The following is a 13,948-nucleotide window of genomic DNA, read 5'->3' on the forward strand; positions in this document are numbered from 1 at the left end:
TACTATCGGCGTTATTTTCAACAGGATCGTTACGATGAACGCCGTTATCATCCTCTGTACTGCGCCAGACCAGGCCTGTGCGCAACAGCTTGCCGCACAGGCGCTGCAGGCCAGGCTGGCCGCCTGCGTCACCCTCTTGCCGGGTGTAACGTCATATTATGTCTGGCAGGGCCAACTGGCGCAGTCCAGCGAAGTTCAGATGTTACTCAAATGCGACACAGCCCATCAGCAGGCCTTGATCGAACTGCTTAAGCTCGCGCATCCTTACGATGTACCAGAACTGCTGGTACTTCCGGTTCAACATGGAGACAGTGAATACTTGTCATGGCTGCACGCATCTCTCGCTTAATCACACTGGTACTGGCGCTGTTTATCTGCCTGCAGGCGCAGGCTGCCTTATTTTCCCCCAAAACCACCAGCCGCTTTTTGCCCGTTGATCAGGCTTTTGCCTTTGATTTCGATCAGCAAGGCTCGCAGCTTAACCTGCACTGGAAAGTCAAAGAGGGCTATTACCTTTACCGCCAACAGATTAAGGTCGTGCCCCATGATGCACGTATTGCGCCGTTAGCCCTGCCTGCGGGCCAGCCGCATGAAGATGAATTTTTTGGTAAAAGCGAGATTTACCCGCAGGATCTCAACGTGCCCATCATGCTGCAGCAGGCCGCGAAAGGAGCGACCCTTAGCGTAAGTTATCAAGGCTGTGCCGCCGCCGGCTTCTGTTATCCACCGGAAACCCGCAGCATCCCCCTTTCCCCGGTAGCCGCCACAATGTCCCCGCCAGCCGTTGCGCCTGCCAGCGCCAACCCTCTGCCCTTTTCGCCGTTGTGGGCGCTGCTGATTGGCATCGGCGTGGCCTTCACGCCATGTGTATTGCCGATGTATCCGCTGATCTCTGGCATTATCCTTGGCGGTAAGCGTAACTATTCACTGGGCAGGCTGTTTGCGCTGGCCATGGTCTATGTGCAGGGAATGGCGCTCACTTATACCTTACTGGGCGTGATTGTGGCGGCGGCGGGCCTGCGCTTTCAGGCGGCGTTGCAGCATCCTTATGTGCTTATTGGCTTATCGGCGCTGTTTACCCTGTTAGCCCTGTCGATGTTTGGCCTGTTTTCGCTACAGCTTCCCGCCAGCGTGCAAACGCGTCTGGCACTGTGGAGCAATCGTCAGCAAGGCGGCTCACTGCCGGGCGTTTTCCTGATGGGCGCGCTGGCAGGCCTAATCTGCTCGCCCTGCACCACTGCGCCACTCAGCGCGATTCTGCTTTATATCGCGCAGAGCGGAAACCTGCTGGCCGGTGCCGGTACGCTGTGGCTGTATGCCGTCGGGATGGGATTGCCGTTGATTGCCGTTACCCTGTTTGGCAACCGCTTTCTCCCTAAAAGCGGTCCCTGGATGCAGACCGTCAAAGAAGGGTTTGGTTTTGTTATTCTCGCGCTGCCGGTCTTCCTGCTGGAGCGGATACTGGGCGATCTGTGGGGCATGCGTTTATGGAGCCTTTTGGCCGTGGCATTCTTTGCCTGGGCATTCAGCGCGAGCTTACGCGCCAGCGGCGGCAAATGGCGCGTGATGCAAATTATGATGCTGGTCGCCGCCCTGATCAGTGCCCGCCCGTTGCAGGACTGGGCCTTTGGCAGCGGCGCGCCGCAGCAAAACATCGCGCACCTTCCCTTTCAGCCTGTTCAAACCCTTGAACAGGTAGACCAGGCCCTGCAGCAGGCTCAGGGCCGTATCACCATGGTGGATCTCTATGCGGACTGGTGCGTGGCCTGTAAAGAGTTTGAAAAATATACTTTTAGCGACAGCGCGGTACGTGACAGCCTGAACAATGTGCAGCTGTTGCAGGCTAACGTCACGGCGAACACGGCCACCGATAATGCGCTGTTGCAGCATTTGCACGTGCTCGGGTTACCCACGATTTTGTTCTTTGATGCGACAGGAAAAGAGATCCCGGAATCGCGTATTACCGGCTTCCTGAAGGCGAATGATTTTCGCGCGCATTTGCAGAAATTGCATGAGTAAACAACACTGGAACCAGGACACAGTCTGCTGAACAAAACAGGCTTGCACACCAGAGGAGAACGATTTGCAACGTGAACAGATACTTGACCATGCGTTAAACGTACTGGAACAAAACGGTCTGGCGGCGACCTCATCGCTGGCAATCCTGGCCGATGATATGCAGCTCAGCCTGACACAGCTTGAACAGTTTTGGCCCGATCGTGACGCGCTGCTCTACGATGCGCTGCAGTTTCACGCCCAGCAGATTGAACAATGGCGCCATGACATTCTGCAGAACGACGCTCTGCGTCCTGATCAGAAGCTGATGGCACGCTATGAAGGATTAAACGAACAGGTCAATAAGGGCCGCTTTCCCGGTTGCCTGTTTATCGCCGCCTGCAGTTTTTATCCCCAGCCCGATCATCCCATCCATCAGTTGGCAGAAAAGCAGAAGCGCGCCTCATGGCAATTTACGCATACCATCTTAACCTCGCTTGGTCTGGATAACCCCAGTATGGTTGCCGATCAAATGGAACTGATACTGGAAGGCTGCCTGAGCAAACTGCTGGTTAAACGCAACGTGCAGGACGTTGATGTGGCGAAACGCCTGGCGGAAGACGTATTGAGTATCGCCCTCTGCCGTAAAAACGGCGCACTGGCCTGAGTTTCATCGTCTTTGACTGAAATTCAGGCAATCAGTCACGTTTTGCGTGGTTTTTTTATCAAAGCCGTTGACGGCCTGCGGCCTTTACGGTTTAATGCGCCCCGTTGCCCGAATAGCTCAGTCGGTAGAGCAGGGGATTGAAAATCCCCGTGTCCCTGGTTCGATTCCGGGTTCGGGCACCATATTATTGTCTTGGGATAGCTTAGTCAGTCCGGAGACATAAAAATCAGTACGTTAAATAAACCCGATGATATCACTGAATATCAACGGGTTTTTTTATATCTGGATTTTGGGGCATAACTGCAAGCTCGTGGGTTCGATAAACGCTGGCCCCCCCATCAATACGCCATCCGCACTGCCACGCTGCTCAATGAACCTGACAAGCTGCAGCAACATCATTCAACGAACAGCGCTATGCTCTGGCAATCCATGCAAGCACGACACGCGTCGCCAGTAGGGTTATATTTCGGCGTGACAATCCCGGCAGCTGATTTTGCAGATGTGGGGGCGAAATGGCGATCGGTAAAGGCCCGCAAACAGTTTTATGCGGTTTAGCGAGGCGTGACGCTGATATCGGATCCGCCCTGCAAAACCCCATGAGGGAATAATGTGATCGCGGCCTGTCCGTTGATTGGCAGACAGGAATCCGTCACGGCGTGCTGCGAGTCGCTGATTTCAAGATCTGTTTTTTCTGGCAGGAAAGGATATTCATCGCTGTTTAGATAAATTTGTGCACAACCGACACGTCTTAAAGCGTAGTGTCAATCACCTGAGAACAAAACCTGACATTTCTTTCAATGTGTACCCGACGCATTACTGAAGATGGACGGGCGTACAGGGTATTTAATTCCCTGCCGTATACATTTAATGCAGTCAGACCGAAACTGGCTACCGCTTATTATAACTGGATTAAACTCGGGGTCAGGATTAGACGTTAGGATATAATGATAAGGTTAAATCTGATTGAGGCGGCGCGGTGCCAGAGTGCTAACGGCGAAATCCGTTCTACATCAATTATTCATAAAAAACGAAAGTCAGTCGTAAAGCATTGGCAATAAAAATTTAAAAAAGAGGGTGACATATAATCTCACCCTCTTTAACTTCCAGTTTTACATATACCAATTACTTACAACGTTGTTTTTATCAAACCAAACGGATAAATAATCACTATGTTGCTCAGTATTGCCAGTCAGTTTGCCGGATGCTTTTGTCATTGACTCAGAGGCACCTTGCGCACTCGAAGCCATGCCAACGGCGCTTGAGAGGGCACTCACGCCCGGAATATATCCTAAGACGCTTGACGCAGTACTTAAGTTTCCACCCTTTCTATAACGCCAGTTGACCGAACCATCTGAGGATGAACTTTGATCGTCAGGTACGCCATAAAGCGCCTTGACTTCAGCCTGTGTGGTTTTGTTGGCTATGATATGGGATGAAACATAAGTGCGGCTAAATTTATCCTCCCCACCCGATGTGCTACATCCTGTTAATACGAACATTATTGTGAAAAGAACCATGATGCTTTTCATTTTTTTCTCCATGAGTTGTGAACGACTGACCGCTTTATGGAATCGATAAAAAAAGTGAGTTAGCTTTTATTAATATTGAATGTCTTGAGTTTGAATAAACACCCGATTGCCCCTTTTAAAGGCTTCGCGTCAACAGGTATAGACGTGAGAAAATCACCGGCAGTACTTACAGAACATCCCGCGGTATCCATTGCTGAATCATCAAAACCCCATTTTAATCCACCTGACCACATACAGACCTCTTGTTTACCATTACTCCAGGCAGTACAGGGAATACCTTTATATTGCTTTTCTCCCGTTATTTTCCAACCGACAGACTGGGCATTCTGATGATTTTGAATGCGACTGTCGCTGTCGATAGCCTGATACATTCCTTCCTCTGCAGCATCTTTAACTTCGTTTTGGTCTGTGTGTTCTTCGAGTTTAATCATACAGGCATGTTGAGCATCCTCACCCTCAGCGCCCATCGTCCAGCTGACTTCCTTAGCAACCTGATGATGTCCATCAATAGATATCTCTACCTCTCCCTTACCCAGCCTGGCCTCATCTTGTGCTGAAAGCGCTTTGAAAGGCATACCGGAACCCTTGCAGGCATCAAGTTTCACTTGATAATTCTTGCGCGCAAGGTTTTCACCATTTGGCAACCACTCCCATTCAAGTACCACATACATTGTCGGGAGCGCCAGGGCACTACCCTCTGAATGAGAGGCTTTGTCACTGTTTTCTTTATAGTCGTCTTGATTATCTGTGGCAGATAATATTCCAGCAGACTGGGCATAAGCACCACCGCCAGAAAAAAAACAAAAAATAAAAGCGATAAGCGCTGAAAAGAGCGCCGCTATGCTTCTGTTAAAAACAGCGTTGCGTGTCTTTTTTACGAAGCATAATGGAATGTTTTTTTTGTTTTTTTTCATTTTTACCTTCAAGTAATTTTTACTATAAAGCTTCAATGAAAGTTAATATCAAATAAATCTGGCATGACAGATTTATTTGATATCAATATTATGACCAGCTAGCTTTAAAGCGTTGATTTTGATACCGGTGTGTTGGGAATCAACTTCGCACCTTCAGGTCTTTTCGGACAAACGCCAGAAGAATAACCTCTGGTTATTAGGCCATTTTCAACACGAAAACGCTGAAAGCAGGTGGCATATTGAGGAATAGAATGCCATATGGTTGAGTCGCTGCCATTTATTTGCCACCTGTACTGGTAAGCCAGTATGCTGCAACCCTTACTCAGGGTTCCGCTTTTTTTTGGTGGCCTCCATGACATAACAAGGTCATCTGCCGATTCCCCAACCTGTGATGCAGCGATATTCGAACTTGTCTGGTATCGTTGATTCATCATTAAATTACTCAGGGGCAATCCTGCACATCTATTTAGAGATTTTAGGGTTAACAACGCAGAAAGTCTTTTCATTTCCCTCTCCAGACAGAAGTGAAAGCTGTCAGGTGTGTCAGTGTAAAACTTTATTAAATGTTGCTAAATTGTAACCTTTCTATGCTTTTTTTACGGTTAATGCAAGCGCAAAACTTACAAAAAATTACATAGGCTGCTATTAATTCAAATTGGAATGATTGCCGATATCGTTACCCATTGTTTTTTTGATATTTTTTATTTAATAATATTTTAATGAATCGTTTGATACTTTTGCATCTCTTTCCAATTCGGCAAAACGCGTTTCATGCATTCGATTCAGAATTATTGATTTATATTCTGACTGTTCATTATTACAGAAAGAATCCGGACCTGACGTCTTTATCCCTGCGTGAAGCGGTGGGTGGGGATATCGAGGCGTAGTGCGAGACTGGAAACAGAATGGCCGCGATCAACGACCTGTTTCACTGCTTCGATTTTAAACGCTTCGGGATAACGCTTACCGCTCATGGACACCTCTCATTAAGTCATTTCAACTGACGCTGAGAGGGCGGTTAAACCCGTGGCGATTGACTGAAAATGGTTATCGATCCTTTAAAAGACATCAGGCCACACACTATCGCGGCTATTTTGGAATTCGTCTACAGTTCAGCTTACGACATCTGGAAAGAACGCGAGTCTGAAGCCACTTATTATGATGTTCTTGATGACGTTTTTTCTCTTATTGAAGAGGGGATAAATCACTCTTGTGTATCATAATCCATCAATCTCATGGGGTCGTTGCCCGATGCTGGCATTGATCAAAGCGATAAAACCCACCCAGCGTGCTCTTATTCCGCGTTTCAACTGGACGTGACGACCTGCCAGACGGGTTGTTATATCGCTCAAGGACACTGACTGAATTTGGGAAAATCACAGAGCGTTGGCTGACGGCATTCAACAGCCCGCGCTCTTATGCATGCCTTAACAAACTGACGCTGGAAAAACAGCGCCTGATGCTGACGATCCGGAAATCGCAAAACCAGGTAAAGTTAAAACAACAACATGCCCCGCCCTGCACCAGAAGGCTGGTAGTGAATAATGAAAACAGGCGACAGTTTGAATCTTAAAAAAAACGCAATCTGTAGAGCATATACAGCACCAGATAGGCCGCTCTGGCATTGACGTTCATGACATGATACTTCACTTTCTCGCTTCTGTTTAACAGCCCCAGGACATTCTCAGGATAACGCTTCTCTTTAATACGCTTGATGCTGTTACGCACCTCATTAATATTCAGCGTGGTGTAGTACATCGCGGTCACGATCTGCATATCCAGCGTCAGCTTACGTTTGGTTATTCCAGTAGAAAAGCGAGCCATATCGCCGTTTTTATACTTAACCAGCAGCCTTTGATATAAGTCGTTGAGGTAATGTTTACGATCCAGCAGCTCTTCATACAGTACGCGTTTCTTTGAAAGCGAGTTCTCTACATCATCATAGTGATAGGAGGCACTGTCGAAAACAAACAGGTTATCGATGTAGTAGAAATAGTTAAGATTAAACAGGAGATCTTCACTCATCGAAATGCCTTTAGTGAAGCGAATACTAAAATCATCGATAATTTTTTTTCTGTAACACTTGTTATGAAGATAACCAATATTATCGCTGAGCTCTATCTCGCCCAGGACGGCCGGAATCTCGGGTTGGGTAAAATAACCGTAAGTAGAAAGGTCGCCCACGCGATCGCACTTGAGGTTCCCTACCATCAGATCAACAGGTTGTGGAATGCCTGAGTAAAGGTGCTGACGAAATACAGCAAGGAAATCACTGTCAACCCAGTCGTCGGAATCGATAAAGATAACATAGTCACCCGATGCCGCTTCCAGTCCAGTATTGCGGGCGACGCTAACCCCGGCATTATCCTGAGTAATGACTTTAAAATTATTGTACTGTTTGAACTCCTCAAGGATCGCAGCGCAGTTATCTTTACTGCCATCATTGACCAGAATGATTTCATAATTTTTAAATGTCTGGAGAAGAAGGCTTTGCAGCGTACGCATCACCGTTTTCTCGGCATTATAAACCGGTATTATTATACTGAATAAATATTTATCATTCATTTTAAAACCTCGTAACCAGCATACGTCATGGCACTATCGGACAGAGGAAAACTGGCGCTGTTTAGTCGCCTTCATTCCTTATCTCCCTGGAGAAAATGAGCTTTTTAATTATTTATAAATCCACGATCACAGTATAAAAGCGCTAAATTAAACTGACTATAAACAGGTATAATTCCGGCAACGAAGATCAGTAATTAACCTTAATCAAATACTGTAGATAAAATAATGAATAAAATAATAAAGGCATACGTACGCCTCCCGCAGGTTTGCAGGATTATAAAAATAATATTTATCTGAAGCCTACAGATAATCGACGAGGAAATTAAATCTCAATGAATGTATTTCAATATGATGAAAGGTATTATTTCTCAAAAATAATAATACCTTTCATAAAAGCTTAACTTAACGGCCAGAAAACAGGGTACGGTTAATCAGGAACCATAATTTACCCGGCTGGATGAATATTTTATGAATATTCATCATCGGCTGACCACGGAAAAAATAATTAAGAACGGTGAAAGCCATAAACTCGGTAATGACAACGCTTATCGCCGCTCCGGTGATGCCAAACAGCGGCACCAACGTTACCGTCGTTGCCAGACACACGGCCAACACACAAAACGTTTTTTTGATCAGATAACGATAACCGTTGTACTTGATGATGAATCTGTCCATTACGCTGCTCAGCACACCGAACATGGCACCAACGCTTAGCAGCACCATGGGCGCAATTGCTTCGGTGTAGGCCGCCCCATAGAAATGCGCAATAAACCACGGGCCGACAAGGATGATGCCAAGGATCACACCAAGTGAGACGGCAATGACCAGCAACTGCAGTTTTTGGGCCCGCACCACGGCCACGTCAGGATCGCGTTCGGCAAACAGAGCCGGATAGAAAGAAGCCAGCAGCGCATTAGGCAAAAACACCCACGCCACTGACAACGTCATCGCGACCGAAAAAATACCCGCCTCTTTCAGGCCTAAAAACCATGAGACGCTGAGCTGATTCAGTCGGGTGTAAATGGTAATCGCGATAACCGACATCACCAGCGAACGCCCGGCCTGAAGGATATAGCGGCTGTAACGGCGAATATGGCTCAGCCTGGGAAGCGGCGGTCGTACCTGAGAATGCCTGTGATACCAGCCAAACACGCAAATTTTAATGACGAAAGGAATAAAAGTCGCCAGTACAATCGGAATCGCCAGCAACTCAGGTTCGAGCTGGTAGTACGAAATTCCATAGCGAATGCCCAGACTGATGAGCAGACCGGTCAGATTCGCCATGACATTCAGCCTGGCATTCAACACCGCTTCGTTATAGATGTTAATCAGGTCGATAGCAGAAAACAGGCAGGCCAGCGCGGCGGCGCAGATAAAGACAAAAGCCTGAGCACTCATCTCCTCACGCATCACGATGATGCCAATCACAGACAACACGCAGTAGATGGCAAAGACCAGCATGACGGCGGGCACCATAAGCCGGATGCCAGAGCGGTGGTTCTGCGCAATGCGTTTGAGCAGAATGACGTCGCAGCCCATCATGGCAACCGACTGGATAAACTGGAATATCAGCATCGAAATCGCGATGACGCCGAACGTCACAGGCCCCACGTATTTCGCCACAAAAGAGGTGACGAACATCAGCCCAAAGACGGCAACCAGCTTCTCAATAATCATCCACAGGGAGTTTTGTAGCTTCTGTTTCACGACCGTGCCCTCAGCACATTCTGTGCGAAGTGACGCAGCCCCGATACCAGCCGCGGAGACAGAAAGAAAAAGGTGAAGTACAGGCTCCATGCATCCGGAATGACACCGGCGGCGCAATAAGCACGGTAATTTTTACGGTAGAGATCGATATATTGCTTAACAAACGCAGCGTTGAACTCCCTACTGTGCAGTGCTTTGTAAATGTGCGAAGCGGTCACCTTCAGGAACAAAAAGTAGTAAAAGCGTTCATGGGGGCGCAGCAGCAGCATTTTAATTCCGGCAAACGCCCTGACATAGGTGAAGTGTTTTTCTTTAAGATCCGAACGCGTGGCAGAGTTTCTTGATTCGACATAGTGATAAACCACACGACGGCTAAACACGACCTGCCCGTGGCGCGCAGCAGACAAATAACTGATGACAAACAACAGATCTTCAAAGTTAAAGATATCTTCACGGAAGCGCAACTGCTGCTGCTGCACGATGTCTCGGCGAAAAAACTTGTCGCAAAGACCGTGCCTGGGCGTGTGATACAGCAGTTCACTTATCGCCTTATCCGCACTCATACAGCGCTGTGTGTCGTTTTCTGTTACCTCTGACAGAGGTTCCCCATCATGAGAAAACGTACGCGATTCGCCTACGGCCAAAATTGCATCGTCCTTCATGAGCATCAGCCAGGTATCAAGTACACGTGGGGGCAGGAAATCGTCAACATCAACGAAAGAAATAAAGGTACCCTTTGCGGCGTCCAGCCCACAGTTACGCGCTGAAGAAACCCCGCCATTAGGCTTATCGATGATCAACACACCAGGATAATTCTGGTATTCATTCAACAGTTCAAGTGAATTATCGCTGGATCCATCATTCACCAGAATCAGTTCACAGCGCTCAGCCTGTGGCTGCTTAAGAATACTCTTAACGCAGCGCGCAATAAATTCGGCGCCATTGTAAACGGGCACAATAAATGACACTAAAGGGCCCTGCTGATTATTAATCATATAACCTCTGGTGTGACAAATTTATTAAAATGAAATGCAGAGAGATGGCCAGTTAGTCCCAACTATATTTTATTTGAACAATTTTTGGCTACTCTAAATCAGTCGTATGTAGGCACATCGTCAATTTTTGTATCAAAATGTTTTAAAGAACTCCAGTGATAAAAAAAACCCAAAAAAACAAAACAATAACAGATAAATTAGGAGTATTCTGTAATTTATAAAGGACCTGGAATACCGTCTGAAATGCACAAAGAATGGTATATTCCACTTTACATAAATGCGGATCGTTTTCGCAATAAGCCGGCTCTACAAACCGCCCCACAATGCGAAATCAGGACTCTCTTAATCGTAGTCTTACTGGGAGGAAGTGGGGATTCTGTCTCAGGAATAAGAATATCCTTATAATAGCCATCAAAATGCTAAAGGCGGCATAACTAAAAAACCAGCAAAGTCCACAACTAAATAAATATATAAAGCAGAAGACGCCATCGTGTTTAATTAACGTTTAACTTCATGCATCGATGTATTGAAGATATATCGCCACGCTAAATATTCACGTGGCTGATATATCGAATACTCTTTTTTGCTTAAACAACCTGTTTTTTTAAACATCACATTTTGGCCGGTAGCCGTCATGCTCACACGGGCCTATGAGCACGCACTATGTATTGTACCTAAATCGAAACAGGCTGAGGGCCAATCAACTGCCGCGTGATTAAGGCTGTTGTCAGCGGGCACAGTGGTTTTCAGGATCGGGGCAACTGACAACGCCCTGGCGTCGGACCATCAGTACCATTGCGCCCATCACGCCAACAGCAACAGAGGCGAGTTCCGGGCGCTGATTCGTCGCACGGCAAACGCCCTAACCTGTATGCTGATGTTTGGCGCATCCCTGGCAGCCCCCACAACCCACTGAGGTTGCCACGCTGGAAAAAGGCGTCACCTTCACGCGCGTGCTGAATCGCCGCAGCAGAACAAACACCACAGCGTTGACCATTACGACACCGATCAGGCAAAGCGCACTCACGCCAGGGTGGCTGCGGAAGCTGACGCTCTGATAAAACAGCGTGGAGACGGAATAGGCGACGTTTAAACCCCAAAAGAATGAAAACAGCATCCAGTTTCTTCCAGCCTCGCGGGCAATCGCCCCCATAACCGAGACGCAGGGCACGTAAAGCAGCACAAAAATTAAGTAGCTGTAAGCGGCAAAGCCGTTGCCAAACTTCGCACTCATCACGCCCATCTGCCTGGCATTTATTTCACTGTCTCCTTTGCTGGCCTCGATAGGATTTGCCAGCGCGCTCAGGCGAAACGCCGCTTGCAGACTGTTGCCGGTTTCTGTGAGTGCGTCGCCCAGCTCACCTAACAGATCAAAGTGCTGCGGATCAAAGGCACCGCTTTGCACATCTTCTCCGACATAGAGGCTGTTCAGCGTTCCAACCACCACTTCCTTTGCCATAATGCCGGTGACCAGGCCCACAGTGGCCTGCCAGTTATCCGGAGTGATCCCGATTGGCCGCAGTGCCGGCGTGACGACTTTGCTGGCTGAGGCCAGGGCGGACTGGTTGATATTGTCCACCGTCGATCCGTTAAACGAAAAGCTGCTGAGCAGACCGATAACCATGCTCACTAAAATGATGACCCGCCCGGCACGGATGATAAACATTTTCAGGCGCTGCCAGGTCTGGATCAGCAGGCTCTTGAGATGGGGACGATGATAGACGGGCAGCTCCATCACAAACGGAGATGCTTCTCCACGCAGCAGCGTATGTTTCAGGATCAACCCGGTGATAATCGCCACAGCAATGCCCAGCACGTAAAGGGAAAAGACCAGGCTGGCGCTGTAAGCCCCAAAAAACGTGGCGGCAAATACAGCAAAAATGGCCAGACGAGCGCCGCAGGACATAAAGGGCGCAATCAGCACCGTAAGTAAGCGCTCACGGGGTGTGTCGAGCGTGCGGGCGCCCATAACGGATGGCACATTGCAGCCAAAGCCGACGATTAAGGGAACAAAGGATTTACCGGGCAGGCCCAGCGACTGCATCAGGCGATCGATAACAAATGCCGCACGCGCCATGTAACCGGAATCTTCCAGAAAAGAGAGAAACAGATACATTAGGCCAATCTGCGGCAGAATCGGTAGCACGGTATTGATTCCGGCACCGATTCCCTGTGCCAGAAACACCCTCACCCAGTCGGGAAAGTGAAAGTGAAAACCCAGCCATTGCGTGCCATGAATAAACAGCGCCACCGAACCGCTATCGAATAGTGGCTGGAGGGCGGCACCAATATTGATCGACAGAACAAACATCAGGTACATCACACCCAGAAAAACTGGAATACCTGCCCACCGGTTGAGCACGATGCTGTCCAGTCCTTCAGTCAGCGTGCCCGGCGCCGACTGCTGAATATTACTGACGGCGGCACAGAGCGTCGCAATGGCCTGATAACGGCTGTCGGCGATCACCATCGCCGGATCGCCGCCAGCCGCCTCAACAATCTCGGGCAAATGCGCTACGGCCGCAGGACAAACCTCACGGCTGTGAACATCGCCTTCCAGTAGCTGTAACGCCAGCCAGCGCTGTTTTTGCGCGCTGATATCGCCGGGCATCATAGCGCGGAGCCGGGAAATCGCTGCTTCGATCCCGGACGGGTACACCACCGGCGGCGGCGCGATCTCTTTTTGCCAGCTATCAATGGCGTCTTTCAGCTTAGCGATGCCGTCAGCACGGGTAGAAGTCAGGGTGACAACCGGACAGCCCAGACGGGCTGAGAGTGCAGCGATATCAATGCGAATGTTATGGCTGGCCGCAATGTCCTGCATAGTCAGCGCCACAATGCAGGGAACCCCCAGTTCCAGTAACTGAAACGTCAGGAAAAGATGGCTCTCCAGGTTTGAACTGTCGATCACGTTCACAATCAGGTCGGCGTGATCGTCAAACAGGTATCGGCAGGCGATGCTTTCATCAACAGAGCCGTCCGCCGAACAGGTGGTGAGCGAGCGGGTGCCTGGCAAATCCACCAGTCGCACATCCGTTGTGGCGGTAAAAAACTGCCCTTCTTTACGTTCGACAGTGACGCCAGCCCAGTTGCCTACGCGCTGACGTGCGCCAGTAAGCTGGTTAAACAGCGTGGTTTTGCCGGTATTTGGGTTGCCAATCAGGCCTAGAGTCAATGTTTTCATCAGCGTATTTCTTCCAGCATGACGGACGCCAGGTCCTGCTGCCTGACCGCAAGGCTCACGCGACGCGTGCGGACCTGCACGGGATCGCCCAGCGGTGCGATCCGAACGACCTCAATCAGCGTGCCGGGTAACATGCCCATAGTTAATAATTTTTGCCGCCAGGCGGGATGAATAGAATGTTGGTATCCCCTGATGCGATAGGTTGTACCTGGTGTAATTTGCATGGCCTTATCCGTTCCGGTAACAGCAGAAAGGGATTATACAAATGATAACTATTCTTGTTTATTGATCTGGATGGGCAGAACCCCAGGAAAGCAGAAATGAATGGGGTGGTGGCGATCGGGATAAGCGGGCCTGTTCAACAACGGGCCGTGGCCAGCGCAAGGCCGTGC

The 13,948-nt window shown here is 48.8% G+C and carries 10 protein-coding genes, 1 tRNA gene and 1 pseudogene; 4 read left to right on the forward strand and 8 right to left on the reverse strand.

Annotation, left to right across the window (positions count from 1 at the left end; all coding sequences use genetic code 11):
- The first annotated feature begins 25 nt into the window (after window positions 1-25).
- The 4 genes from cutA to ACPXSQ_RS16575 all read left to right on the forward strand — a co-directional run bounded on the left by cutA (window position 26) and on the right by ACPXSQ_RS16575 (window position 2,844).
- Window positions 26-349: a divalent cation tolerance protein CutA gene (gene cutA, locus ACPXSQ_RS16560; RefSeq protein ID WP_258873729.1), complete on the forward strand. Its 324-nt coding sequence runs from the start codon at window positions 26-28 to the stop codon at window positions 347-349.
- Entirely contained in the window at window positions 325-2,019 is a 1,695-nt protein-coding gene (locus ACPXSQ_RS16565) for a protein-disulfide reductase DsbD (protein WP_238493915.1), read from the forward strand. Before cutA ends, ACPXSQ_RS16565 begins: the two co-directional genes overlap by 25 nt.
- A 64-nt stretch (window positions 2,020-2,083) precedes the next feature.
- Window positions 2,084-2,662 carry a division control transcriptional repressor DicD gene (dicD, locus tag ACPXSQ_RS16570; RefSeq protein ID WP_015701114.1) on the forward strand — a complete coding sequence of 193 codons (579 nt, stop codon included), beginning with the start codon at window positions 2,084-2,086 and terminating at the stop codon, window positions 2,660-2,662.
- Between the two features lie 106 nt (window positions 2,663-2,768).
- Window positions 2,769-2,844, forward strand: a tRNA-Phe gene (locus ACPXSQ_RS16575).
- 927 nt (window positions 2,845-3,771) lie between these two features.
- Here ACPXSQ_RS16575 and ACPXSQ_RS16580 read toward each other — a convergent pair.
- The 8 genes and pseudogenes from ACPXSQ_RS16580 to feoA all read right to left on the reverse strand — a co-directional run bounded on the left by ACPXSQ_RS16580 (window position 3,772) and on the right by feoA (window position 13,780).
- Complete coding sequence (locus ACPXSQ_RS16580) at window positions 3,772-4,191, reverse strand: hypothetical protein (RefSeq protein ID WP_014606869.1); 420 nt, start codon at window positions 4,189-4,191, stop codon at window positions 3,772-3,774.
- A gap of 59 nt (window positions 4,192-4,250) precedes the next feature.
- Complete coding sequence (locus ACPXSQ_RS16585) at window positions 4,251-5,105, reverse strand: hypothetical protein (RefSeq protein WP_014595140.1); 855 nt, start codon at window positions 5,103-5,105, stop codon at window positions 4,251-4,253.
- A gap of 821 nt (window positions 5,106-5,926) precedes the next feature.
- Window positions 5,927-6,079 (reverse strand): annotated as a pseudogene (locus ACPXSQ_RS16590) (transposase); the annotation flags it as partial.
- 595 nt (window positions 6,080-6,674) lie between these two features.
- Window positions 6,675-7,670: a glycosyltransferase family 2 protein gene (locus ACPXSQ_RS16595; RefSeq protein ID WP_013024287.1), complete on the reverse strand. Its 996-nt coding sequence runs from the start codon at window positions 7,668-7,670 to the stop codon at window positions 6,675-6,677.
- A gap of 402 nt (window positions 7,671-8,072) precedes the next feature.
- Window positions 8,073-9,377, reverse strand: a complete 1,305-nt coding sequence (locus tag ACPXSQ_RS16600; RefSeq protein WP_014606871.1) for an oligosaccharide flippase family protein — start codon at window positions 9,375-9,377, stop codon at window positions 8,073-8,075.
- Window positions 9,374-10,372 (reverse strand): glycosyltransferase family 2 protein, encoded by a 999-nt coding sequence (locus tag ACPXSQ_RS16605; RefSeq protein ID WP_013024285.1) that lies wholly within the window; start codon window positions 10,370-10,372, stop codon window positions 9,374-9,376. Before ACPXSQ_RS16605 ends, ACPXSQ_RS16600 begins: the two co-directional genes overlap by 4 nt.
- A gap of 862 nt (window positions 10,373-11,234) precedes the next feature.
- A complete protein-coding gene (feoB, locus tag ACPXSQ_RS16610) occupies window positions 11,235-13,556 on the reverse strand; it encodes a Fe(2+) transporter permease subunit FeoB (protein WP_426144161.1) in 2,322 nt (773 codons plus the stop codon).
- On the reverse strand, window positions 13,556-13,780 hold the full coding sequence (feoA, locus tag ACPXSQ_RS16615) for a ferrous iron transporter A (RefSeq protein WP_013024283.1): 225 nt from the start codon (window positions 13,778-13,780) through the stop codon (window positions 13,556-13,558). Before feoA ends, feoB begins: the two co-directional genes overlap by 1 nt.
- Between the last annotated feature and the right edge of the window lie 168 nt (window positions 13,781-13,948).

The organism is Pantoea sp. EEL5 (assembly GCF_049892805.1).
Taxonomy (GTDB): Bacteria; Pseudomonadota; Gammaproteobacteria; order Enterobacterales; family Enterobacteriaceae; genus Pantoea; species Pantoea ananatis.